The organism is Galbitalea soli (assembly GCF_010686725.1).
Classification (GTDB): Bacteria; Actinomycetota; Actinomycetes; order Actinomycetales; family Microbacteriaceae; genus Galbitalea; species Galbitalea soli.
In genome coordinates this window covers 456,827-478,539 of sequence record NZ_JAAGWZ010000002.1, presented here as the reverse complement: position 1 = coordinate 478,539, position 21,713 = coordinate 456,827, and the positions used below count along the sequence as shown (strand labels likewise).

Annotated in this window: 20 protein-coding genes and 1 tRNA gene; 5 read left to right on the top strand and 16 right to left on the bottom strand. The window is 70.0% G+C overall.

Annotated features, from left to right (window positions below):
* Positions 1–19 precede the first annotated feature (19 nt).
* The 6 genes from G3T37_RS08400 to galU all read right to left on the bottom strand — a co-directional run bounded on the left by G3T37_RS08400 (position 20) and on the right by galU (position 5,193).
* Positions 20–754 (bottom strand): ABC transporter ATP-binding protein, encoded by a 735-nt coding sequence (locus tag G3T37_RS08400; RefSeq protein ID WP_163473048.1) that lies wholly within the window; start codon positions 752–754, stop codon positions 20–22.
* On the bottom strand, positions 747–1,415 hold the full coding sequence (locus tag G3T37_RS08395; RefSeq protein WP_338401221.1) for a PadR family transcriptional regulator: 669 nt from the start codon (positions 1,413–1,415) through the stop codon (positions 747–749). The genes G3T37_RS08400 and G3T37_RS08395 overlap by 8 nt, the downstream gene beginning before the upstream one ends.
* A gap of 958 nt (positions 1,416–2,373) precedes the next feature.
* Positions 2,374–2,446, bottom strand: a tRNA-Ala gene (locus G3T37_RS08390).
* A gap of 70 nt (positions 2,447–2,516) precedes the next feature.
* The gene (locus G3T37_RS08385; RefSeq protein WP_163473047.1) at positions 2,517–3,530 is read right to left on the bottom strand and encodes a hypothetical protein; all 1,014 of its coding nucleotides are present in this window, start codon (positions 3,528–3,530) and stop codon (positions 2,517–2,519) included.
* A 110-nt stretch (positions 3,531–3,640) separates the two neighbouring features.
* Positions 3,641–4,300, bottom strand: coding sequence for a GNAT family N-acetyltransferase (locus G3T37_RS08380; RefSeq protein WP_163473045.1), 660 nt, complete (start codon positions 4,298–4,300; stop codon positions 3,641–3,643).
* A 2-nt stretch (positions 4,301–4,302) separates the two neighbouring features.
* Positions 4,303–5,193 (bottom strand): UTP--glucose-1-phosphate uridylyltransferase GalU, encoded by an 891-nt coding sequence (galU, locus tag G3T37_RS08375; protein ID WP_163473044.1) that lies wholly within the window; start codon positions 5,191–5,193, stop codon positions 4,303–4,305.
* Between the two features lie 40 nt (positions 5,194–5,233).
* Between galU and G3T37_RS08370 the strand changes: the two genes are divergently transcribed.
* The 3 genes from G3T37_RS08370 (at position 5,234) to mscL (ending at position 6,828) form a co-directional block, all read left to right on the top strand.
* Positions 5,234–5,824, top strand: a complete 591-nt coding sequence (locus G3T37_RS08370) for a 5-formyltetrahydrofolate cyclo-ligase (RefSeq protein ID WP_163473043.1) — start codon at positions 5,234–5,236, stop codon at positions 5,822–5,824.
* 28 nt (positions 5,825–5,852) lie between these two features.
* Complete coding sequence (locus G3T37_RS08365) at positions 5,853–6,311, top strand: FmdB family zinc ribbon protein (protein ID WP_163473041.1); 459 nt, start codon at positions 5,853–5,855, stop codon at positions 6,309–6,311.
* 61 nt (positions 6,312–6,372) lie between these two features.
* Positions 6,373–6,828 (top strand): large conductance mechanosensitive channel protein MscL, encoded by a 456-nt coding sequence (mscL, locus tag G3T37_RS08360; protein WP_163473039.1) that lies wholly within the window; start codon positions 6,373–6,375, stop codon positions 6,826–6,828.
* Positions 6,829–7,177: 349 nt separating this feature from the next.
* On the opposite strand, the gene G3T37_RS08355 is transcribed toward mscL, so the two are convergent.
* From G3T37_RS08355 to G3T37_RS15300, 3 genes are all read right to left on the bottom strand, one after another.
* Positions 7,178–7,387, bottom strand: coding sequence for a hypothetical protein (locus G3T37_RS08355; protein ID WP_163473038.1), 210 nt, complete (start codon positions 7,385–7,387; stop codon positions 7,178–7,180).
* Positions 7,380–11,132, bottom strand: coding sequence for an AAA family ATPase (locus G3T37_RS08350; RefSeq protein ID WP_174247755.1), 3,753 nt, complete (start codon positions 11,130–11,132; stop codon positions 7,380–7,382). Before G3T37_RS08350 ends, G3T37_RS08355 begins: the two co-directional genes overlap by 8 nt.
* A gap of 114 nt (positions 11,133–11,246) precedes the next feature.
* Complete coding sequence (locus G3T37_RS15300; protein ID WP_163473035.1) at positions 11,247–12,224, bottom strand: CHAP domain-containing protein; 978 nt, start codon at positions 12,222–12,224, stop codon at positions 11,247–11,249.
* A gap of 295 nt (positions 12,225–12,519) precedes the next feature.
* Here G3T37_RS15300 and G3T37_RS08340 point away from each other — a divergent pair, with 295 nt between their 5' ends.
* Complete coding sequence (locus tag G3T37_RS08340; protein ID WP_163473034.1) at positions 12,520–14,109, top strand: GAF domain-containing serine/threonine-protein kinase; 1,590 nt, start codon at positions 12,520–12,522, stop codon at positions 14,107–14,109.
* A gap of 73 nt (positions 14,110–14,182) precedes the next feature.
* On the opposite strand, the gene G3T37_RS08335 is transcribed toward G3T37_RS08340, so the two are convergent.
* The 3 genes from G3T37_RS08335 to G3T37_RS08325 are packed head-to-tail and all read right to left on the bottom strand — an operon-like array spanning position 14,183 to position 15,268.
* Entirely contained in the window at positions 14,183–14,590 is a 408-nt protein-coding gene (locus G3T37_RS08335) for a VOC family protein (RefSeq protein WP_163473033.1), read from the bottom strand.
* Between the two features lie 9 nt (positions 14,591–14,599).
* Positions 14,600–15,025 carry a helix-turn-helix transcriptional regulator gene (locus tag G3T37_RS08330; protein WP_163473032.1) on the bottom strand — a complete coding sequence of 142 codons (426 nt, stop codon included), beginning with the start codon at positions 15,023–15,025 and terminating at the stop codon, positions 14,600–14,602.
* A gap of 36 nt (positions 15,026–15,061) precedes the next feature.
* Complete coding sequence (locus tag G3T37_RS08325; protein ID WP_163473031.1) at positions 15,062–15,268, bottom strand: DUF3499 domain-containing protein; 207 nt, start codon at positions 15,266–15,268, stop codon at positions 15,062–15,064.
* Between the two features lie 66 nt (positions 15,269–15,334).
* Between G3T37_RS08325 and G3T37_RS08320 the strand changes: the two genes are divergently transcribed.
* Positions 15,335–15,778, top strand: coding sequence for a metallopeptidase family protein (locus G3T37_RS08320; RefSeq protein ID WP_163473030.1), 444 nt, complete (start codon positions 15,335–15,337; stop codon positions 15,776–15,778).
* Positions 15,779–15,788: 10 nt separating this feature from the next.
* On the opposite strand, the gene G3T37_RS08315 is transcribed toward G3T37_RS08320, so the two are convergent.
* The 4 genes from G3T37_RS08315 to galE all read right to left on the bottom strand — a co-directional run bounded on the left by G3T37_RS08315 (position 15,789) and on the right by galE (position 21,620).
* Positions 15,789–17,324, bottom strand: coding sequence for a DUF5719 family protein (locus G3T37_RS08315; protein WP_163473029.1), 1,536 nt, complete (start codon positions 17,322–17,324; stop codon positions 15,789–15,791).
* Complete coding sequence (locus tag G3T37_RS08310; RefSeq protein ID WP_163473028.1) at positions 17,317–20,148, bottom strand: glycosyltransferase family 2 protein; 2,832 nt, start codon at positions 20,146–20,148, stop codon at positions 17,317–17,319. Before G3T37_RS08310 ends, G3T37_RS08315 begins: the two co-directional genes overlap by 8 nt.
* Positions 20,149–20,158: 10 nt before the next feature.
* The gene (locus G3T37_RS08305; RefSeq protein ID WP_163473027.1) at positions 20,159–20,476 is read right to left on the bottom strand and encodes a WhiB family transcriptional regulator; all 318 of its coding nucleotides are present in this window, start codon (positions 20,474–20,476) and stop codon (positions 20,159–20,161) included.
* Between the two features lie 178 nt (positions 20,477–20,654).
* Positions 20,655–21,620, bottom strand: coding sequence for a UDP-glucose 4-epimerase GalE (galE, locus tag G3T37_RS08300; RefSeq protein WP_163473026.1), 966 nt, complete (start codon positions 21,618–21,620; stop codon positions 20,655–20,657).
* Positions 21,621–21,713 lie beyond the last annotated feature (93 nt).

Genomic DNA, 21,713 nt, shown 5'->3' with positions numbered 1-21,713 from the left:
AGATTTACGCCGAGACTCCTCACGGTGTCGACTCCGGGCGAGAACGCGTGAGCAGCACGGATGGGCTTTCCGATCGGGCTTGGTCCACGATGCGTCCGTCGCGGATGAAAACTATGCGATCCGCCCATGCGGCGTGGCGTGCGTCGTGGGTGACGATGATGCATGATGCACCGGAATCAACGCGATCCCTCAACATTCCCAACACAATTTCGCTCGTACTGCTGTCTAACGCGCCAGTTGGCTCATCCGCGAGGATTAGCGAGCGCCCTCCGACTACGGCTCGCGCGATGGCGACGCGCTGCTGTTGGCCGCCTGACAGCTCAGACGGGTACCGCCCGGCGTATTCAGAAAGCTCCACAAGCGCCAGAGCTTCCATCGCAATGCGTGTCGCCTTCCTGAGACGAACGCCGTCAAGTTCCAGGGGAAGCGCGACGTTTTCGAGAGTGTTGAGAGATGGAACGAGGTTGAAATCTTGGAATATAAACCCCAAGGTTCTGCGGCGAATCGCTGAAAGCTGCCGCGGCGCACACTCGCGCAGGTTCTTACCGTCCACCCAGACTGAGCCCGACGATGGGGGGAGCAACCCGCCGGCAACAGTGAGAAGCGTCGACTTACCTGATCCCGAGGCGCCCATGATCGCGACCATCTCGCCCTCAGAGACGTTGAGGTCTATGTCCACCAGCGCGGGAACGGAGGTTGCACCGTCGCCAAATTTCATGCTGACTTGCTCCAGGACGAGCACATCCTTACTCATTTGCAGCTGCCTTTACCGGGCGCCCGCGGCGAACTTTCGATCCAGACAGAGGGAGTGGTTCGACCCCGCCCTCAGCCACAGCTCTAACTAGCCGAGCTTCCGAATGGTCGAGCCATCGCACTTCACCCTCCGCCGCAAAAATCATTGCGTCGATCGTCAATAGCCATGCGAGTTCGTCCGCAGACGTCGGATCAGTCGTTGAATTCTTCACACGCGTCAGACTCTGCAGGAGTTGCAGGGTAGCCGTGCGCTGAGCTTGTATTACCCTCGCTATGTCGACGCCCGGGAGAGTCACGGCAATGGCCAGTTTCATGACGAGTTCGTCGCGCGATGCCCCTTCGCGGACGACCGGTGAACTCAACCAGGTATCGACCTCAGATCGGCCTTGGTCGGTAATCGCGTAAGTTACTTGTCCATCACCGTCGGACTCCATCCGGGACGCGTATCGATCGCGGACAAGCCTGTCCAATGTTGTGTAGACCTGCCCAATATTCATGGGCCACGCCGAACCGGTCCGTCGATCGAACTCCCTCCGGAGTTGATACCCGTAGCAAGGTCCTTGATTCAAGATGGCCAGCAGGCCGAGCCGAACGGACAAGGGTCCCCCGAACTGTGTTAGTGCCGAATAGATACTCAGTAAGTGTATGTTGCGGCCGATCACTGGCCATCTCCTCGCCCGCGTGTCCCGACGACACTCAGACGACGCCTGACGGGAGGGTCACGTGGACGTTCTCGTTGACGAGGCGCCCCGACCTGTTTTTCAGGGAACGCGGCCTCAATCTCACACAAGAGGTAATGGTGACCCGAGGAAGCGGGGCGCGAGCTTGACTCCATGATCGTGACGTCGCCCAGCGGGGTTGAAGGCTTGAACGGAGCCCGACCGCGGCGCACTGCGATATCGAGGGACGTTCAATACGCCTCGTTGCGCGTTGCGACAGGCTGGAGTCTGAGATGCGCGACGGATGCAATCGCCGATCCCAAGACAACATGAGGAATCGCTGCGCTTCGTAGACGGCGATTCGCGAACGAAATTGGACCCGAGGCGAACTGGTCTCAGGCGTCTCTCATTGCGACGAACGGATTCTCGCAGTTCGCGATGATCGCGCTATCCCCGATGCGAACTTCAGGCGACAACTTTACGCACGCACGCCGCGTTTTGTACCGGCCCGGCGGAGCAAGAATCACGACGAATATTGCAGCTGAGAGCCCTCATCGATTCGGGCCACGGACCCGTCGGCCCTCTATCGCACCGAGCGATGTTCACAAGCCGACGTGACCGACACACATCGACAAGTCGACCGACTACGATCCAGACCGGCAGCCGGGCCGCGTCAGGCCGCTCCGCTCGAGCCACAACTCAAGCGGGACTCAATGGGACCTAGCTCCCTCGCGGAGGAATGGGAGGCAGGTTCAGTATTCAGGTGCGCTCCCGTCCATCTAGTGCTGCTGCGAGAAGACTTGCCTTATCCGGGACGCCAACGACTCGGTGGAGAAGGGAACCGCCAGCACGTCGAGTCAGCGTGACGGCACCAACCACAGCAAGCACTCAGGTTCGCCGCCACAATCGTCCAGCCAGCAAAAAAGACACCCGACCGGTGTCCGGTCGGGTGTCCAGTCAGTGGACCCTAGGAGATTCGAACTCCTGACCTCCTCGATGCGAACGAGGCGCGCTACCAACTGCGCCAAGGGCCCGTTTACTGCGTAGCTACGTTATCAGGTCGCGCGCGCACGCAATAATCGGCGACCCGACACGTCGCTTCGGTCAGGCGGTCGCGCGCCGGCGACGCAGAACCTCGTCGAGGTCGGTGCCCACGGCGCCCAGTCCATCGAGCACGCCCATGCTCGCGTAGCGGCTGGGTGCGGCGGCAGGGGTCGCCGCAGACGCGCTCGCGGTCCCTTGCGCGACCGGCGTCTCTCGCGCCGACGATGCGGGCCGGGTCACCGAGCGGCCGGTGATCGGGGTCACTCCCGGTGCCGTCTGCGCGTCGCGCAGCGCACGGTCGGCCTCTCGCGCCGCGGCGCGCAGGATCGCGGCGTGGTCGAGCGAGCGCTGCGGCGGATGCTCGGCGGGCGCCTCACTGCGCGACAGGTACAGCGGCTTCGGGATCGGCACCGGGGTCCACTCGGTCGCGCGGGCCTCGGCCGCCGCGTCCTCCGATCGCACGATCGGTCCCACCGAGCTCGTCTTGCGCAGGGCGGTCGCGGCTCGCGCCGGACCCACCGAGCGTCGCCGCGCGATGCTCGCCAAACGCCCGAGCGCGGCGAACGACACGACGCCCACGACCGCAGAGAAGCCGATGACCGCCACCGCGGCCACGGCCACGCCGGTCATCGCGATCACGACCAGCTGCACCACGATGAGCACGAGCGAGGCGAGCAGCAGCAGCGTGGCGACGGCCCGCGTGCGGCGCAGGCGGCGCGACATCCGAGCCCTGGCGACTGCCTCCTGCACGGGCGGTTTGGCCGCCTCGACGAGTTTGCGGCTGGCGACGCGGTTGGCCTGGGCCTGCCGGGAGCGCTCGATGGCGAGCGCGAGGCGCTCGTGGTCGGTCACCTCTCCCGACGGCGAGACGATGGGGGCGGCGGGCTCGGTGCGCGGCGGGGCGACGAGAGCAGCCGTCTCCTGAAGCACGCGCAGGGCCTGCTGGCGGCGCACCTCGGCCCGCTCGCTCGCGATGTAGTCGCGGCGACGAAACCACGTGGGCATGAGATAGACGAGCCAGAGGCCGGCAGCAAGGGCGACGATGACACCGCCGCCGACTCCCGAAAACTCCATGTGCCTACGGTACGAGCGAGGTCCCCGATTGCCGCCTCGGCACGCGGGGCGCGCCCCACACTCGGTGCGCGACGGATGCTCGGCGCGGGTCGACCGCGACGCGCAGCGTCTCAGCCCCGCGACACCACGCGCAGCGGAACAGCCGCCCGCGCGCGGTCCGAGGCGGGCACCGTCGCATCCTCGGCCACCACGTGGCCGTCGAGCCAGCGCCGCAGCACACCCTGAGGCAGTTCATCCACGGTCAGAGCGAAGCAGAAGTGGTCGCGCCAGTCGCCGTTGATGTGGATGTAGCGGCGGCGCAGACCCTCGTACCGGAAGCCGAGCTTCTCGACCACCCGGAGCGAGGGCGCGTTCTCGGGGCGGATGCAGATCTCCATGCGGTGCAGGCCGAGGCCGAAGAAGGCGTGGTCGGTCGCGAGCGCGACTGCGGTGGGGGTCACGTCTCGCCCGGCGAACCGCTCCGCGACCCAGTACCCGATGGTCGCCGAGCTGAGCGACCCGTACGCGATCGACGACACGTTCAACTGCCCGGCGAACTCGCCCTTGTAGTCGATCGCGTACGGGAGGCCCAATCCCGCGCGTGCGTTGGCCTGGAGGCTGCGGATGCTCGACCGCACGTCGAAACTCAGCGGGCCGTGGGGGTTGGTCGCCTCCCACTGGCGCAGCCACGACCGGTTCTCGACCAGTTCGCGCTCCAGTGCACGTGCGTCACGAAGCCGGATCGGCCGGATCGTGACATCGCCCTCGACGAGCGATGGGATTGTGGCCACGCCTACTCCAACTTCGAGACGAAGTCCTTGAGCCACGGGCGCAGAGCCTCCCCGAGGTCCTCACGTTCGACGGCGAGCTGCACGATCGCCTTGATGTAGTCGAGGCGGTCACCGGTGTCGTACCGGCGGCCGCGGAAGACGACACCGTAGACGCCGCCGGCGATGTTCTCGCGGGCAAGCTCCTGCAGGGCATCCGTCAATTGGATCTCGCCACCCTTGCCGGGCGCGGTGTGGGCGAGCACGTCGAACACCTCGGGCTGCAGCACGTAACGGCCGATGACGGCGTAGTTGGAGGGCTGGGTGCCCGGGGCCGGCTTCTCGACGAGCCCCGTGATGCGCACCACGTCGTCGGCGTCGGTCGCCTCGATGGTCGCGATTCCGTACATGTGGGCGACCTCGGGGTCGACCTCGAGGAGGGCGACGACGGACGCCGTCTTCTCCCCCGCGACCTCGATCATCTTCGAGAGCAGCACGTCGCGGCTGTCGATGATGTCGTCACCCAGGAGCACGGCGAAGGGCTCGTGCCCCACGTGCATGGCGGCGCGGAGCACGGCGTGCCCCAGGCCCTTCGGGTCGCCCTGACGCACGTAGTGCATGTCGGCCAGGTCGGTGGAGAAGTTGACCTTCTCCAGCTTCTCGGTGTCGCCCTTGCGTTCGAGGGTGGCTTCGAGCTCACCGACACGGTCGAAGTGGTTCTCGAGCGCGTTCTTGTTGCGCCCGGTGATCATGAGGACATCCGTGAGCCCAGCGGCCACGGCCTCCTCGACAACATATTGGATAGCCGGTTTGTCAACGACCGGCAACATCTCCTTCGGCATCGCTTTGGTGGCAGGAAGGAATCGGGTACCCAATCCGGCGGCGGGGATAACTGCTTTAGTAATCTTCGTGGCCATAGGGAACAGGCTACCGGGCAACTGCTCCTAGAATTACAGGATGACCGACGACGTCAGTCACCAAAAGCGCGCCCTTCGGGCGGAGTTGCGCGAACGCAGGCGCACCATGACCGCCACCGAGCGCGAAAACGCGGCCCTCGGAATCACGCGCAACCTCGAGGCCTTGACAAGCGATCTCGGCGTCGACTACATCGCCGCCTACCTCTCCACCCCCAACGAACCGCCCACTCGCGACTTCCTCCACTGGGCCTGTGAGCGGGGCATCCGGGTTCTCCTACCCATCTCCCGTGCCGACGGCCTGCTCGACTGGGCGCCCTACGACGCGAGCGACGAGGCCGAGGATGTTCAGGGCATGCCCATGCCGACCAGCCAGATCCTCGCCCCCAGCGCGATCGACAACGTGGGGCTCATCATCGTGCCCGCCGCCACCGTCGACACGAGCGGAATGCGCATGGGGTGGGGGCAGGGCTACTTCGACAAGACCCTCGGCTCCATGGAGAAGTGCCCGCCCGTCTATGCTGTGATCTTCGACAGCGAGCTCGTCGACCGTGTGCCCAGCGAGGTGCACGACAAGCGCGTCGACGGCGTCGTCACGCCGACCGGGATCACCCGCTTCCGCGCGTCCCGCTGACCCGACCCGCCCCATTCAAAGGATCACCATGCCCACGTACTCGTACCGCTGCACCGAGTGCGGCACCGCCTTCGACATCCAGCAGGCCTTCACCGACGACTCGCTGACCGAGTGCCCCAACTGTTCGGGCCGTCTCCGCAAGATCTTCAGCGCGGTGGGAGTGAGCTTCAACGGCAGCGGCTTCTACCGCACCGACTCGCGCGCGGGCGCGAAGGGCCAGGGCGGAGACTCTGGAGCGGGGAGCGGCGCGGGCGGCGGTTCGGGCGGCGGAGCGGGAGGCTCGGGCGGGTCGGGTGACTCGGCCGGGTCGGGATCCGGGTCGGGATCGGGATCGGGGGCTGGTGCTGGATCGGGCGGTGCCGGGTCGGGCGGGTCGGGCAGTGGCGGCTCGGGCGGTGCCGGCGGCTCGGGCGGGTCATCCGCCGGATCGGGCGCAAAGGGTGCGAAGTCCCCCGGGGCTCCGGCACAATCGTCTACGTCGGCGTAGGGGTCGCCCCACTCGCCGTCTGGCCCGCGCAACCAGCGCCCACCACGAACGGGAGTCCCTCATGCTCAAAGGTTTCAAAGAGTTCATCCTCCGCGGAAACGTGATCGACCTGGCGGTCGCTGTCGTCATCGGCGCCGCGTTCACCGGCATCGTCAACGCGATCGTTACGAGCGTGCTCAACCCACTCATCGGCGCGCTGTTCAGCGCGCAGAGCCTCGCGAAGGCCCTGCCGGTGGTCATCCCCACCCTCAACGGCAGCGGGAAGCCCGCGACGCTGTTCTTCGGTGCGGTGATCGCCGCTGTCATCCAGTTCCTGCTGGTGGCGATCGTCGTATACTTCGCGCTCGTCGTGCCCATCAACTTCCTGAAGAAGCGCGCCTTCCAGAAGAAGGAGGCCGGGGTGCCCGCCGTGGAGGCCGACACCCCGCCGACCGAGCTCGAGCTGCTGACCGACATCCGCAACCTGCTCGCCAACACCTCCGCCCCCGGCGCAGAGCACGGCAAGCACACCTCCTGAGTGCCGGGCGGCGGCGCGGCAGCTGGCCGCGCGGCGCGGCCTGCTCCGCCCCGGTTCACGTTCCCGGCCCACGCGCCGGTTCACGTCCCCGTCCGGCCCGCCGGTTCACGTCCCGGCCCACGCGCCGGTTCACGTTCCCGGCCCACGCGCCGGTTCACGTCTCAGGATGAGCTGTTGCTCAGCCGCCCGAAACCGCCACGACCACTTCACCGACGCGCCAGAAATGGCGGCACAGTCGCGTTGACGCGCGTCGCCATCCTGCATTGCGAACCGGAGGGCCGCACGGGGAGCTGGACCGGGGCCGCGCGGGGGCACGCGGGCGGCCCACGGCGCACCCGGCCCGCCACGGTCAGTAGTGCGGCGGCTTCTCGGCGCGCAGGCGGTCGTCGTTCTCGTCGAGGGTGTGGCGGGTCGGTTCGGGAGCCGGCGCGGGATCGGTGCCCGGCGGCGGCGGCGTGGTCACCCGACGACGCACGCGACGGCCGGGCGACGGCTCTCGCGCGCTCGTGTCGTCCGCAGCGCCCCCCGCACCCGCGCCCGAGGCCTCGGGCTCAGCCACGCGCCGGGGTCGGGATCACGGGGATCGGCTCGGTGATGGGTGCCGCGTCGGCGCCGAGGAGCCGCATGACCTTCGCGGCCACCGCATCCGGATCACTGAACAGTTCGAAGGAGTGCACCCGCAGGTAGTGCCAGCCCAGTCGGCGCAGCACCTCGGGGCGCAGCCGCAGCGATTCGCGCAGGCTCGCCCGGTGCAGCACGGCGTCGGTCTCGATGGTCGCGCAGTAGCCGAGGTGGGAGACGACGAGGCCGAGCTTGCCGCGGTGGCCGAGCGCGACCCGCAGTCCGCGGTTCTCCAGACGGCGAGCGAGATCGACGAGCATAGGGTCGCTGTCGTCGGGAACCGGAACCTCGGCGAGGCGGGCCCCGATCTCACCGAGCAGTTCGGCGAGCGCGGCCGCGCCGTTCTGCATGCGCTGGTCGTCGAAGTCGCTCGGCTGGAAGCAGGTGACGATGACCATCGACCGGCGGGCGCGGGTCATCGCGACCGCGAGCATGCGGTCGCCGCCCGGCTCGCCGAGCGCGCCGAAGTCGGAGAGCACGCGGCCGTGCGGCGTGCGGCCGAACCCGATGGAGAAGATGACGCGGTCGCGGCTCTGCGCCACCGCCTGCTCGATGGTGGTGACGGTGAACGGCTCCGCGCGGTCCCCGATGACGAAGTCGGTGAGGTCCGGGCGCCCGGTCACGGCGCCCAGCACCGCCTGCTGCACGCGCACGGCGTGGAGGGGGCTCGCGGTGATGACCATGAGCGATTCCTGCGGGCGGGTCGCCGCGTGGTCGAGAACGAGCCGCACGACCCGCTCGACCTCGGCGTCGACACTCTCGACCGCGCCGGACTCGGGGTCGGGCATCCCGTACCCGGCCTCGACGTACTCGAGAGCGATGCTGGGATGACCGAGGAAGCTCCCCGCCCACGGCAGCGACTCGATGCGGCCGCCGTAGAAGCGCCGGTTGACGAGTTCGGCGAGGTCCTCCCCGCCCGCGCGATAGCTGCGGGTGAGCGACAGGGTGGGCAGCAGGGCCGAGAGTCGGGCGAGCGCCGACTCGGAGTGCAGCTCGTCGGGGTCCTCGCCGGCGACGATGAGCCCGTCCTCGGGGTCGGTGATCGCGACCTCGAACGGCGACGGGCTCTGCGTGACGGGGTCGCCGAACGCGACGACCTGCCGGGCACGGCGAATCGCTCCGAGGTTCTCGGCGAGAGTGGTGGCCCCGGCGTCGACGAGGATGACCGCGTCGAACGGCACCGTCTCCGCGATGCTCGGCACCTCATACGGTGACGCGACCCACACCGGCGCGATCGTGCGCGACAGGTGCGGCGCGGTGGCCTGCAGTTGGACGGCGTCGACCCGCTCGCCGCGGAGCAGCCGCTTCAGGGCGCTCGCCTCCTCGGGCCAGTCGACGAGGCCGATCTTCCAGTTCTCGGCGAGCTGCCAGGCGAGCAGCCCGGGGCTGCCGGCGGCGTGCGCTTCGTCGACGAGGCGGAAGTCGGCCTCCAGCCGGTCGAGCACGTCGATGTTCGCGCCGAGCAGCGCGCGGTCCCCCGCGAGAAGCGATTCGAGCGCCGACTGCCACCAGGCGAGCTCGAGTTCGGCCTCGACCTGCGACTCGGGCACGTGGCGCGCGGCGAGGTCCTCGGTGAGCGGCTCCAGCTGGAGGTCGCGCAGCGTGGTCATGAGCGCCGACCGCTCCTGGAAGTTGTTGAGCACATCCGACTCGGCGGCCAGGGCCGCCACGCGATCGACGAGCTCCGTGAGGGGCAGGTAGGCCAGCTGGGTCTCGCGGGTGGTCGCGCCGAGCGGTTCGTCGAGTAGTGCGAGGTCTTGCGCGACCTCCTGGTACGAGACCTGCACGTCGGCGATGCCGACCGGCACCTCGGGTGCGACGCCCTCCGAGACGAAACGCTGCCAGAGCACGCGTTGCTGCTGAATCCGCACGAGAGCCTCGTGCAGGTCGGAGACGTGCACGCCGGGGCGCACGTACTCCTTCGCGAGCTTCTTGAGTCGGCGGCGGTTCGCCGACGACATCTCGGGGCCCTCCTTGCGGGGCGCCGTCGCGACGATGAGTTCGCTGAGCGATCGGTCGAAGACGACGGGCTGGAAGCGGTCGAGGGTGTCGCGGATATCGATCAGCAACCGCAGGTACACACCCAGCTCGGTGATGTTCTCGAACGGCCGCATGTGGGTGTTGCGGATGAGATCACGGGCGCGTGCCAACAGGCGCGGGATGCTCTCGTCGTTGAGTCGCTTCGCGGTCGCGTGCGCGTGCGCGGCGGCGGCCCCGTCGGTGAAGCTCGCGCCGTACCACGGCGAATCGCCCGGGCCGTAGCGGAACTCCCCGAGCGCGGCGGCGGTGACCATGGTCTCGGATGCCCGTGCCCGGTCGGTCGCGAGAGCCTCGACCGTCGACCGGCTCAGGCGGGCCGTCGTCTGCGGCGGAGTCGGGAGCAGCGCGAGACGGCTGAGCTCGGCGACGCAGTCCAGCACGCTGATGCCGAGTTCGGCATCCGGTCGGGCCAGCGCGCCCCGGTAGTCGAGCAGCACCTTGCGAAGCCGGATCAGGGCGTCGTCCACCTCCGCGATGAGGGGCTGCTTCGCCTTCTCGCTGCGGGAGATCGAGCGGATCACGTCGCGGCGAAGGGTGGTCGGCGCGACCGCGAGGCCGGCGAGGCCGATGTCGCTGAGGCGCTGCGTGATGCCCTGCAGGGATGACCGGCGCGCGCTCACCACGAGCACGCGCTTGTTCTGCCCCACGAGTGCGCCGATCGCGTTCACGATGGTCTGCGTGCCGCCCGTGCCGGGCAGGGTCTTGACCACGACGGAGTTGCCCGCCGCGATCTGCGCGACCACGTTCTCCTGCTCCGCGTCGGCGTCGAGCAGCAGCACGTCGGTCTCGGGCGGGCGGTGGTCGGAGTCGACCGGCTCGATGGGCGCGTAGCTCTCCTGCACCGTCCAGGTGGCGGCCGCGTTGCCCGCGAGGGCGTCGAGCACGGGGTGCTCGAGCCGCGCCGCGTCCTCCACGAGAGCGGTCGAGACGTCGGCGAAGGAGGAGACGACGAGGCGAGGATGCACGGTGAACCAGTCGAGGTGACTGGTCAGCCCGCGCAGCCGGTCGATCACCGGGTTGGGCTTGAAGGAGCCGTCGTCGTCGGTGAGCGCGACGAATGCCTCGGCGTCGAGGTCGAGCTGGAACTGCTCACTCATGGCCCGGGCGAAGTCGGGGTTGAGGAAGGCATCGCCGCGCAGCTTGAGTTCGAAGTCGGAGCCGCGGCGGCGGATGGCGAGCGGGCGCAGCAGCAGCGGCGCACGGAACTCCTCCTCGCCGAAGCGCCACTCCGCGATGCCGATGCCGAGGTGCACGCTGTCGATGCCGCGGGCCGCGGAGAGCTCGAGGCCCTTCGCGGCGATGGCTCCCGCGGCGATGCGCGCCCCGCGCAACGCGACCTCATCACGAATGAGGCTGGAGAGCAGTGTCGTCTTGCCGGTGATGAACTGCGCGAGTCCACCCGGGTGGGTCGCGCTCAGCTCGATTCGGGTTCGCGGGGTGTCCACGAAATGCAGCAGTGGGGAGGGTCCACCGATGAGGGCGAGCTCCTCTCGCCACTTGGTCCACACTGGTTCGGCCACGTTTCCCGCCTTGAAAGTCGGATCCCCCAGGTTCAGCGCGTGCGGCGCCGTCACCTGACGAGGGGCGTATGTCGGCGCTTCGTCGACAGAGAACTCATCGTCGTCTCTTCCGGCACGCCACACGAGGCAACCTTAAAGCCGGCAGAGCCCGAAACAAGGGAGATCGGCGGGGTTTCGCGGCTATTGGGCCGACGCCGTGCCCCGGGCGCCCCGATCGAGCGCCCTCCGAGACCCCGATCAGGCGGGCGGCGGGTAGAGGAAGCGGCCGACGGAATCGATCGGGATGGTGCGCATCGCGTACGCCCGACTCGACATTCCGTTGTACTCCTCGATGGTGACCGTGTTGCCGTTCACCGACTTGACGTACGCGACGTGGTTGCCGACGAACCAGGCGACCGAGCCGACGATGGGGGTCGCACTCGTCTTCCAGCCGTGGCGCTCCCAGGCCGCCTTCCACTGGGAGGCGTCGCCGCCGCCCGGCGTCAGGTTGGACCAGGTCCACTTCCACGGTGCGTGGGTGACCCCGGCGTCGCGGTTGAGTCGCCACGCGACGAAGTCGACGCACTGGCGGTAGTAGTAGTTGAGCGGCGAGAGGGTGTTGCCCGCGTTGGGCCACGGGTAGTCGTCGCCCGCGGCGTGCGGCTGCACGGAGTAGTTGGCCAGCGCGGTCGCCGTGATCCGCTGCTGCTGGTACTCCTTCATCGAGGTTGCGGTGATGAGGTCGCGCTTCGCGGCGGGAACCTGCGCCGAGGCATCCACCGTCACCGCCTGCGGAGCACCGCCCGACGACTTGGTCGCGTTGGCGAGGATACCCGCGGTGCCCGAGGGCAGGAAGGCATAGGCCGGCATGATCGTGGTGCCCACGATGGCCGAGACGACGAGGATGACCAGCCCACCGATCACCGACGCACCGATGCCGCGCGTGCTCGACCGCCGCGCCGAGACGACCGGCTTCGGTGCCGGCGCAACCGCGAGCTTGCGAACGAGCGCCCGGTCTTTGCGCGACATCTTCGCGGTCGCGGGCTGCCCGGCCCGCGGCGGGTTCGTGCGCACGGGAGCGGGACGCGCCGAGGTGGTGCCGGCGGGGCGACGAGCGGGCGCGGAGGTGGCAGCCCGCATCTCCCGGCGGGAGGAGTACTGAGGCGCAGCGGGCGTCAAGGGCTCCACTGATCGGACGAGGTCACCCGTCTGATCGGGCGTCTGCTCATCGGACACAGGCGTGTACCTCCGGGCTAGTTCACGGGCGGCTTGCGGGCAATTTCCCACGCGGAAGCCATCCAGTTCCTTGTCGAGGATACGGGAGGATGCCCGATCTGTCACTGTCAGGAAACGAAATGGTAACGAAAGGGGGCGTTCGACGGGGGACACGGGGGCGCTGGATCCCTGCTGGCGACTGGGATGCGCGGGCCTCCGACGCGTGTACCAAAACGCCCCTGCGCGCAACCCCCTTACCACTATTTACGGTGCGCACTCCGAACTCCCTAAAATCAGGAAATGAGAGTGGGTTGCCATGACAGCTCCGCACGCTGACGCGTCGGGACGAACCTTGGCCGGGCGCTACTGGCTGGAAGAACCGATCGGTCAGGGCGGCATGGCGACGGTTTACCGCGCCCGCGACGAGACGCTCGGCCGCCACGTCGCCGTGAAGCTGTTCACCGACCGCTCCCCCGACGAGAATCGTCAGGAGACCGAGCTCGGAGTGCTGGCCGCCCTCAGTCACCACGCCATTGCGAACCTCCTCGATGCCGGCTTCGACTTCGACGAGGGCGGGCATCCGCACCGCTTCTTCGTCATGGAGCTCGTGACCGGCATCGACCTCCACCAGCGCATCGCGCAGGGGCCCCTCCTCTCGCGCAACATCGCCGAGATCGGCTACGACCTCGCCGAGGCGCTCGAGTACGTGCACGCCCGCGGCGTCGTGCACCGCGACATCAAGCCCTCCAACGTGCTCCTCGTCGACTACAACGACGGCAACGTGCGCGCCCGGGCCAAACTGACCGACTTCGGTATCGCCCTCTCGGCCGACAGCGAGCGTTTCACCCGCGAGGGCGCGACGACCGGCACCGCCGCCTACCTCAGCCCAGAACAGGCGAGCGGACGCGACGTCACCGGCGCGAGCGACGTGTACGCGCTCGGCCTCGTGCTCTTGGAGGCCTTCACGCGTCGCCTCGAGTTCCCCGGTGGCCTGGTCGAGTCGGCGGTCGCACGACTCTCCCGCGACCCCGTGATCCCGCCCGAACTGTCGCCGGGCTGGCAGCAGCTGCTCGCCGCGATGACCGCGCGCGACCCCGCCCAGCGCCCCCAGGGCGCCGACCTCGTGAGCATGTTCCGGCAGCTCGTGGTCGCCGAACTCAGTCGCCACCGCGAGGAGAGCAGCGAGGCGCTGCCGCGCGATGAGTACGGGCGCATGGACGCGGTCGGCCGGTATCGCATCCTCGACACTCCCCCGGACGGCGCCTTCGACAGCATCACGGCCCTCGCGGCGCGCCTCTTCGACGTGCCCGTGGCGATCGTCAGCATCGTCGACCACGACCGCATCTGGTTCAAGTCTCATCACGGCATCGAGATCGAGCAGATCGACCGCGATCCCGGGCTGTGCGCCTCCGCGATCATGGATGACAAGCCGTGGATCATCGAAGACGCCCGCTTCGACCCGCGCGCGTTCAGCAATCCGCTCGTCGCGGGCGAGTTCGGTCTCCAGTTCTACGCGGGGGTGCCGCTCACCACCCGCGACGGCCACAACCTCGGCACCCTCTGCGTGCTGGACTTCCAGCCGCGGACGGTGACCGACAAAGACATCGACACGCTCACCGGGCTCGCGGCGGTCGTCATGGAGCAGCTCGAGGTGCGACTCGAGGCGATCCGCACGACCGGCGAACTGCAGCGGGCGACCGGCGAACTCCAGCGCGCGACCGGTGAAGTGCACCGCACGATGCCGCTGACGCCCGCGGACATGCCCACGGTCCCCGCCTACGACGGACCGATGACGCCGGGGTCGTACCCGGCGCCGATCTCCGCGCCCGGCGTATCAGGACCCGCGCCGTTCCCGCCGCGCTCGGCCGCGCAGGCCGCCGCCGAGCATCCGCCCGCGCTGTCCTGACGCGCAGGCAGCCTGCCGCCGCCCGCGGCGCGGCCGGCACCGCGCCCTCGGCGACCCGATCCGTCGGACCGTCTCAGCGCGCCGCCTGCGAGATCCGCACGGTGTTGCCGGAGGGGTCGCGGAACGCGCAGTCGCGCGGTCCCCACGGCTGGTCCATCGGCTCCTGCAGCACCTCCGCGCCGCTCGCGAACACGCGCTCGTAGGTGGCGTCGAGGTCGTCGGCGGCGAACACGACGTTGGGCAGCGACCCCTTCACGAGGAGCTCCTGCAGGGCATCCCCGTCGGCCGGTGACCGCCCCGCGTGCGGTTCGGAGAGGACGATCGCGAGACCCGGTTGCGCGGGCAGGCCGAGGCTCACCCAGCGGAAGCCGCCCGACGCGACGTCGTTCACGACCGCAAGGCCGAGGGCGTCGCGGTAGAAGGCGAGCGACTCGTCCGGGTCGTTGACGGTGATGTGCGTGTACTGGAGTGCGATGGTCATGCGGTCACTCTAGGCACCGGATGCGCGGGTCGCTTCTCGAAATCTGCTCGGTCGGGTGGTCATCATGGCCACACAGGCAGGCATCGCGTTCACGGCCGGGTGCCGCCCGGCGCGATAGGCGCTCGGGGTCACGCCCACCAACTCGGTGAACCGTGCGCTGAACGACCCGAGGGAGGTGAAGCCGACCGCGACGCAGGCGTCGGTGACGGTCATCCCGCCACGGAGGAGCGCCATCGCCCGTTCGACCCGCCGGGTGGAGAGATAGCTGTACGGGGTCTCGCCGTAGGCGGCCCGGAACTGCCGCGAGAAGTGCGCGGGCGACATGAGGGCACGCCGGGCGATGGTCGGCACGTCGAGCGGCCGCGCGTACTCGCGGTCCATCAGGTCTTTGGCGCGGCGGAGGTGGGCCAGATCGGCGAGCTCCTGCGGGGTCATGCTTCGAGGGTAGCGCTGGGAGCGGTCGCTGCGACCCTACAGCCCCAGGAAGACGTGGCGCACGACCTGCCAGCCCTGCGGCGCCGACAGCCGCTCGGCGTGCTTCTCGCAGAGGTCGTAGCTGTGCGGCTCGGCCGACTGGCTCAGCGGCCCGAGCACGGCCATCGAGTCCGCGTACACGTAGGTCAGGGTGGAGACTGCATCATTCGTGCAGGCCACCTTGCTGCAGGGTCGACCGCTCATCGTGGAACCAGCCTAACCGGGCCCGTGGGCGGAGCCCGGGCGGGCACGCCGGTCTAGCATGGGGGTATGGCGACCCCCCGGCGAGCGAGCGGTTCCGGCTCCGCGCGACCGGGCTGGCGCGACCGGCATGGGCGGGGCATCCGGTCGTCGGTCACGGGGCCCAACCTGCCGCTCCTGCGCACGCGGGCCGACCTCTTCGATCTGACGGTCGCCTCGACCGCCGAGTACCTCAAAGACCTGTGGCCCGACGAACTGGACGGGGTCGCCTTCGAGGTCGCGGTACTGCCGTCGGCCATCCTGAGCCCCGTCGGCCTCGACCGCTGGCGCGTGAACTCGGCCGAGCGCAGGGTCACGCTCTACCGCCTGCCGATCGAGCGACTCTCCCGGCTGCATCGCTACGACGAGCTGCACCGTCGCATGATGATCGAGAGCTGCGTCTTCCGCGCGGTCGCCGAACTCCTCGGCAAGGACCCCTGGGATCTGGCCCCGGAGCGCTTCCGCCACCTCTGAGCGGCTTGCCTCAGCGGTAGACGCGGATCGGTGTCGACGCGGCCTGCGCGGGCGTGACCGCGAACGCGGAGACTCCCCCGTCGGTGCTGCCGGTGACGGCCGCGTAGAGGCCCGCCGGGCCATCGAGGCGGATGCTGCTGCCGGGCGGTTCCACGATCGCGATCGCCCCACCCGCCGAGATCTGATGGCGGGTCGCCGGCGCGCCCTGCGCGGTCACGGTGACGGTCGCGGCACGCGGCGCGGGATTGTAGACGTGCAGGATGCTCGCCTGCCCGAGCGGAGTCGCGAGCAGGGCGACCGCACCGAGCGGCCGGCCCGCGGGCGTCCAGGCGAAGTCGGCGCGGGATCCGACCGCGGCCGAGCCGACGGTCGACACGCGCACGGCGGCGAGAACGGGCTGCGTGGTCGTGACGACGAAGGTGTAGTGGCCATCCGAGAGGTCATCGAAGGGAACGTCGGTCACGTGCCCCGCGGTCACGTCGACGGGGAAGGAGTTCGCCTTCGCGCTGGAGCTCTCGGGAATGACCGAGACCGTCGCGGTCAGGTCTTTCGAGCCGGGGACGAAGAGGCGCAGCACCGGCGCGAGATCCTCGTAGCCGCGCGTTCCCAGCACCGCGTCGACCGCGGCGCCGCCCTCGAGAGAGATTCCGGTGAGCACGGTGCGGGTCGCCGGCCCGGGCTGGGGCGACACGATGTCGACGCCGCCGGGGGCGAGGCCGCGGATCGTCGACTGCTGCAGCACCGCGACGATCTGGCCGCCCGTGCTCGTGACGTGGACGACGGGCGCTCCGACGGAGGGTGCGAAGCCGGCGAGGGAGAGCACGCGCTGACCGTGCGGCCGCACCACGATGCCGCTCATTCCGGGCGAGGTGACGGGACCCTTCTCGTCGAAGATCTGCAGGGTCACCGTGGCGTCGACCTCGGAGGGGTTGGAGAGCGAGACGAGCGTCGTGCGGCCGATGGCCGTCGATCCGCCGTCCAGCCAGGCGTCGCTCGACGGCGCGACGCACGCCGCAGCGGCGAGCCCGAACGCCTCCTCGGTGTTGATCGACTGCGCCTGCGCGGCGGCGACGAGGGGGGACGAGCTCGCCCCGGGCGTGCCGGCCGCGGTGACCAACTGCGGGGCGGCGGAGGAACCGCTCGTGTGGGCATCCGACTGGGTGAACGGTGTCACGCTCACGCTGCCGGCGGTCGCACCGCTCGTGACGGCGGGTGCTCCCAGCGCCGAGACGCGCGTGGCACCGGCGCCCGAGGCGTCGGAGAGACGCAGGAGTCCGCCGGGGCAGGTGAGCTGCTGCTGCGTGGGCACGGGGGTGATCATCGCGCTGGGCGCGCCGTGCCGGATGCTCGGCAGGGGCACGAGCGCCGCCGCGGCGATCACGGCCGCCGCCACGGCGATGGCGACGAATCCCGCGATCACGCGAGCGCTCACGATCGCCGCACCGCGCAGGGTGGGCTTCGCGCGCGGGGTGCGCGGGTCGAGATCGCCGTCGTCGGAGGGGATCACAACGATCTCCTCGGGAGGTGCTTCTCTCTCGTCAGGCATCGTCATCCTCCCCCAGGCTGGCCGGCGCGTCGCGTTCCGCACGGGAGGCGAGCCGTCGCCGCCCGCGGCCCGTCGGTATGGCGAGCAAGAGGGTCGCCACGAAGACGACGGCGAGGGCGAGGCGGATGCCCGTTCCCACGAGTCCCGCCGAGGGCGGCTCCGCCGCCAGGCCGCTGAGCGGCAGTGCCTCGTAACGCCAGAGCGTGCCGCGGGAGGTGTTGCCGATCGGGGTCAGCTGGTCATTGCCCCCCAGCGCCTCGGTCGCGCGCTGGAACACCTCGCCCGCGGATCCGTCGGCCGCGGGCCGCAGCAGGACGAAGCGGATTCCGTCGCGCTTCATGATCGCCGTCACGTCGAGCCCGCTGCGCGAGACGAGGTTGCCGGCCAGCCGGGCGTTCGCGGCCTCGGCGGCGGAGAGCGACCCGCGGGTGGAGACGAGCGTGCTCAGCTGATCGAGGGTCGTGCCCGTGCCGCGATCGACGCGCGCCGAGATGCCGCCCGAGTCGGTGGGGGTGAGAACCAGCGTGCCGAGCCGCGGCCGACCACTCGCCTCCGCGTTCACGTAGGCGGGCAGCAGGGTGCCGTCGCTCGCGCGCACGGGCGAGGATCCGACGAGCACCGCCGCGAGCAGGGGCGCCACCGCGAGGACGGAGGCGACGGCGATGAGCAGTCCCGGCAGCACGACGCCGCGCCGGAAGGCGTCGAGGCCGACCGCGACGGAGGCGGTGAGCCCCAGCCAGTAGAGGCTCAGCCCGGCCCCGGGCCAGAGGGTGACCGGGTGCGCGGCCGTCGAGACGAGCTGCACGTGGGTCGCCGCGACGGCGGTCACGAATCCAAGCAGACCGACCGCGAGCGCGGGAATGGCCCGGCGCGCGCCGGGAAGGAACACCGCGGCGATCGCGACGACGGCGAAGGGCAGCAGCAGGGCGGCGGCCACGAGGTAGCCGGGTGCCGCATCCAGGCCGAACAGGCGGCCGACCGCATCCCACCCGCTCAGCGAGGCGTCGGGCGAGCCGAGGGCCAGGTGCCAGCCGGATGCCCGGCTCGAGGTCACCACCATCCCGGGGTCGGCGAGCAGCGCGAGCGGGGTGCCGCGCAGTACCTGGGCCGCGACGAGGGGTGTGACGAGGAAGGCGGCCGGGATGATCACGCCGATCGTGCGGTGCGCACCGGTCGGACGCGCGAAGGTGAGCACGACGATGAGGAGGACGAGCGCGGGGACGACCGACGGTGCTGAGGCGGCGATCGCGGCGAACAGCAGCCCGGCCGCCCCCGAGGCGGACCAGCTGCGGGCCGCGGCGAGGAGCGCGAAGGCGAACCAGGGCAGCAGGATGTGCACGAGGACCGCGCCGAGGTGCCCCGTGCTGAGGTCGTTCAGGAAGGGGGGTGCGACCGCCCAGACGAGCGCCGCGATGGCGGGCGGCCAGGCTCGCTCGCTCACCCGGGTGGCCGCCCACCAGGCACCCGCGGCGGCGAGCGGGAGGGCCAGGAAGTAGAGCACGACGATGCTGAGCGAGGGCGACCAGAAGGTGAGCGAGCCGAGGACGGCCAGCACGGCGACGAAGGGGTCGGAGGCGCCCACGAAACCGCCGCCCACGTCCTGCCAGCCGTAGCCGACCCGGGCCCACAGCGAGGCGATGTCGGGCGAGAGCGGGATCAGTCCGCCGCCGCTCAGGGCGCTCGAGCCGAGGAACGGCAGGAACACGACGACGCCGATGACCGCGGCCAGGAGCATCACCCAGATCCCCCCGCCGGAGAGGAAGCTCGCGCGATCGCGGGGCAGGACTCCGCCGCCGACCGTGTCGACGAGGCCCGGGTCGCGCCGCCCGGCACGACGCTCGCGGGCCACGGCGCTGGTCATCCGCAGGGGCGCGATGGCCTTCCAGCCCACCCGGCGGGTGCGTGCGAGGTTGCGGCGGGCGGGGGCGATCGAACCGGAGAAGGCGGTGCGGACCGCCGTGCCGATCTCGCCGCCGACGGCGCCCGGCTGCTTGCGGATCAGGTGGCCCATCGAGCGCAGCAGCGCGAGGGGCAGCAGGAGCAGCCAGTGCAGCGGCAGGAGGACGGCTCGGGAGTAGACCATGCGGCGGTGGAGCTGGGCCGCCCGACGGATGCGCACGAGCGCGGCGACCCGCACGGATGACCGGCCGAAGAGTTCCGCAGGCCCCGCCGATGCGACGCGCGCGCTCGGCACGCCCACCACGCGCCAGCCCGCCAGCCGGGCCCGCACCGCCAGATCGAGTCCCGCATCCGCCGAGGGCAGTCCCGGGTCGAAGCCCCCGAGCGCCGTCCAGACCGAGCGGCGCACGAGCATTCCCGCGGCGGCGACGGCGAGCACGTCGCTCAGGGTGTCGTACTGGGCCTGATCGAGCTCGTTCTCGACGAGCGCGATGGCTGCGCCGAAGCGCGTGAGGGTCTCGCCGTACTCGGCGATGGTGTCGGGCTCGTCGGCCCGCATGAGCTTGGGCCCGGCGATGGCGACGGAGGGGGCGATCTCGACCGCGCCCAGGAGCGCGGCGAGGGCGGTCGGCTCCGGCACGTTGTCGTGGCCGAGCAGCCACAACCATTCGTCGTCGCTCTCGGGCGGCGGAGCGTTGTAGACGCCCTGCGCGACAGCGGCACCGAAGCCGCGCACGTGACTCGTGGCGATGACCTGGCTCGCGACCGAGGCACCGAGAATGCCCGCGGAGCCGTCCGTCGAGGCGATGTCGACCGCGATGAGCGAGTCGGGCCGCCGCGTCTGAGCGTCGAGTGCGGCGAGGGTGCGAGTCAGGGAGCCGGCCCCGTTTCGGGCGACAAGGATCGCAGTGACTCTGGCGTGCATCTAGTCGAGACTAGGCGCGCTTTCGCAGTTTGCGTCGCTCCCGCTCCGACAGTCCGCCCCAAATTCCGAAACGTTCATCGTTCTCTAATGCGTACTCGAGGCACTGCGACCGCACCTCGCACGAGGAGCAGATCTTCTTCGCGTCGCGGGTCGATCCACCCTTCTCGGGGAAGAACGCCTCGGGGTCGGTCTGCGCGCACAGCGAGTCGGTCTGCCAGGCGAGCGGGTTATCCTCGATGACGGCCGGGCGTACCCCGGGAACCCCGAGACGCACCGGATCAACGAACCAGTTGTCGGGGACGGACGGGCGATACTCGCTGGTCGCCATGCACTCTCTCCCCTCGGGCAGTGGGATAAGGAAATCCCCCATCGCCGTAAGGTAATTACATCGGTGTAGTTCCCCTCAAGTCAAGTCGCCGATGATAAAACCTTCGACCCGCGGATGAGGTTCGGCGCGCCGTGTCCCCCGAACGAGTGACGCGGGCTGCGCGAGCGGACGAAGCCGCTCAGACGACGGCGGCGCGGCGTGCCGCCCAGGCCGATTCGACCATGTCGTCGAGGCTGTGACGCATGCGCCACTCGAGGTCGCGGGCGGCCAGATCGCCCTTGGTCACGATGCGCGCGGGGTCGCCCGATCGGCGCGGCCCGATCTCCGGGGTGAAGTCGATCCCGGTGACGCGCGCGATCGCGCTCATGATCTCGCGAACCGACACCCCGTCACCGCTGCCGAGGTTGTAGGCGGGCTCGACGGGCTCCCCCGCGTCGAGGCGCTGCGCCGCGACCACGTGGGAGGCCGCGAGGTCGGCGACGTGGATGTAGTCGCGCACGGCGGTGCCGTCCGGTGTGTCGTAGTCGTCCCCGTTGATGCGCGGCGTGCGGCCCTCGACGAGCGCGTCGAACACGAGTGGGAAGAGGTTGTGCGGGCTGGAGTCGTAGATCGAGGGGTCGCCACTGCCCACCACGTTGAAGTAGCGCAGGGAGGTGTGCCGCAGACCCGTGGCCACGGCCTGATCGCGCAGCAGCCACTCGCCGATGAGCTTCGACTCGCCGTAGGGCGACTCCGGCGCCTTCGGGGTCTCCTCGGTCACGATCGCTCCGGGCGGGGTGCCGTAGACGGCGGCGCTCGACGAGAACACCACGCGGTCGACGCCAGACTCCGCCATCGCGCCCAGCAGCACGGCCGTCGCGGTGACGTTCTGCTCGTAGGTGTGCAGGGGACGCTGCACCGAGACGCCCGCGTACTTGAAGCCCGCGACGTGGATGACACCGGTCACGCCGTGCTCGCGGATCGCGTCGATGAGCAGGCCGCCGTTGAGGATGCTGCCGTGCACGAACGGCACGCCCGCGGGCACGAAGGTGGCGTGCCCGCTCGAGAGGTCGTCGACGACGACCGGCTCGATCCCCGCGTCGGCGAGCGCCCTCACCACGTGCGCCCCGATGTACCCTGCTCCGCCTGTGACCATCCAGCTCATGGCTCAACGGTATCGGTCGGTCCCGACTTCCTGCACCCGTGTCGCGGGGCGGGTGTCGCCGGGGCGCCGCGCGGGTCGTGCCGGTGCGGATGA

Coding starts and splice junctions, on each gene's coding strand:
- G3T37_RS08400 (WP_163473048.1), bottom strand. CDS start 754: ATGAGTAAGGATGTGCTCGTCCTGGAGCAAGTCAGCATGAAATTTGGC.
- G3T37_RS08385 (WP_163473047.1), bottom strand. CDS start 3,530: ATGGAGTTTTCGGGAGTCGGCGGCGGTGTCATCGTCGCCCTTGCTGCC.
- galU (WP_163473044.1), bottom strand. CDS start 5,193: ATGGCCACGAAGATTACTAAAGCAGTTATCCCCGCCGCCGGATTGGGT.
- G3T37_RS08370 (WP_163473043.1), top strand. CDS start 5,234: ATGACCGACGACGTCAGTCACCAAAAGCGCGCCCTTCGGGCGGAGTTG.
- G3T37_RS08365 (WP_163473041.1), top strand. CDS start 5,853: ATGCCCACGTACTCGTACCGCTGCACCGAGTGCGGCACCGCCTTCGAC.
- mscL (WP_163473039.1), top strand. CDS start 6,373: ATGCTCAAAGGTTTCAAAGAGTTCATCCTCCGCGGAAACGTGATCGAC.
- G3T37_RS08340 (WP_163473034.1), top strand. CDS start 12,520: ATGACAGCTCCGCACGCTGACGCGTCGGGACGAACCTTGGCCGGGCGC.
- G3T37_RS08335 (WP_163473033.1), bottom strand. CDS start 14,590: ATGACCATCGCACTCCAGTACACGCACATCACCGTCAACGACCCGGAC.
- G3T37_RS08330 (WP_163473032.1), bottom strand. CDS start 15,025: ATGACCCCGCAGGAGCTCGCCGATCTGGCCCACCTCCGCCGCGCCAAA.
- G3T37_RS08325 (WP_163473031.1), bottom strand. CDS start 15,268: ATGAGCGGTCGACCCTGCAGCAAGGTGGCCTGCACGAATGATGCAGTC.
- G3T37_RS08320 (WP_163473030.1), top strand. CDS start 15,335: ATGGCGACCCCCCGGCGAGCGAGCGGTTCCGGCTCCGCGCGACCGGGC.
- G3T37_RS08315 (WP_163473029.1), bottom strand. CDS start 17,324: ATGCCTGACGAGAGAGAAGCACCTCCCGAGGAGATCGTTGTGATCCCC.
- G3T37_RS08310 (WP_163473028.1), bottom strand. CDS start 20,148: ATGCACGCCAGAGTCACTGCGATCCTTGTCGCCCGAAACGGGGCCGGC.
- G3T37_RS08305 (WP_163473027.1), bottom strand. CDS start 20,476: ATGGCGACCAGCGAGTATCGCCCGTCCGTCCCCGACAACTGGTTCGTT.
- galE (WP_163473026.1), bottom strand. CDS start 21,620: ATGAGCTGGATGGTCACAGGCGGAGCAGGGTACATCGGGGCGCACGTG.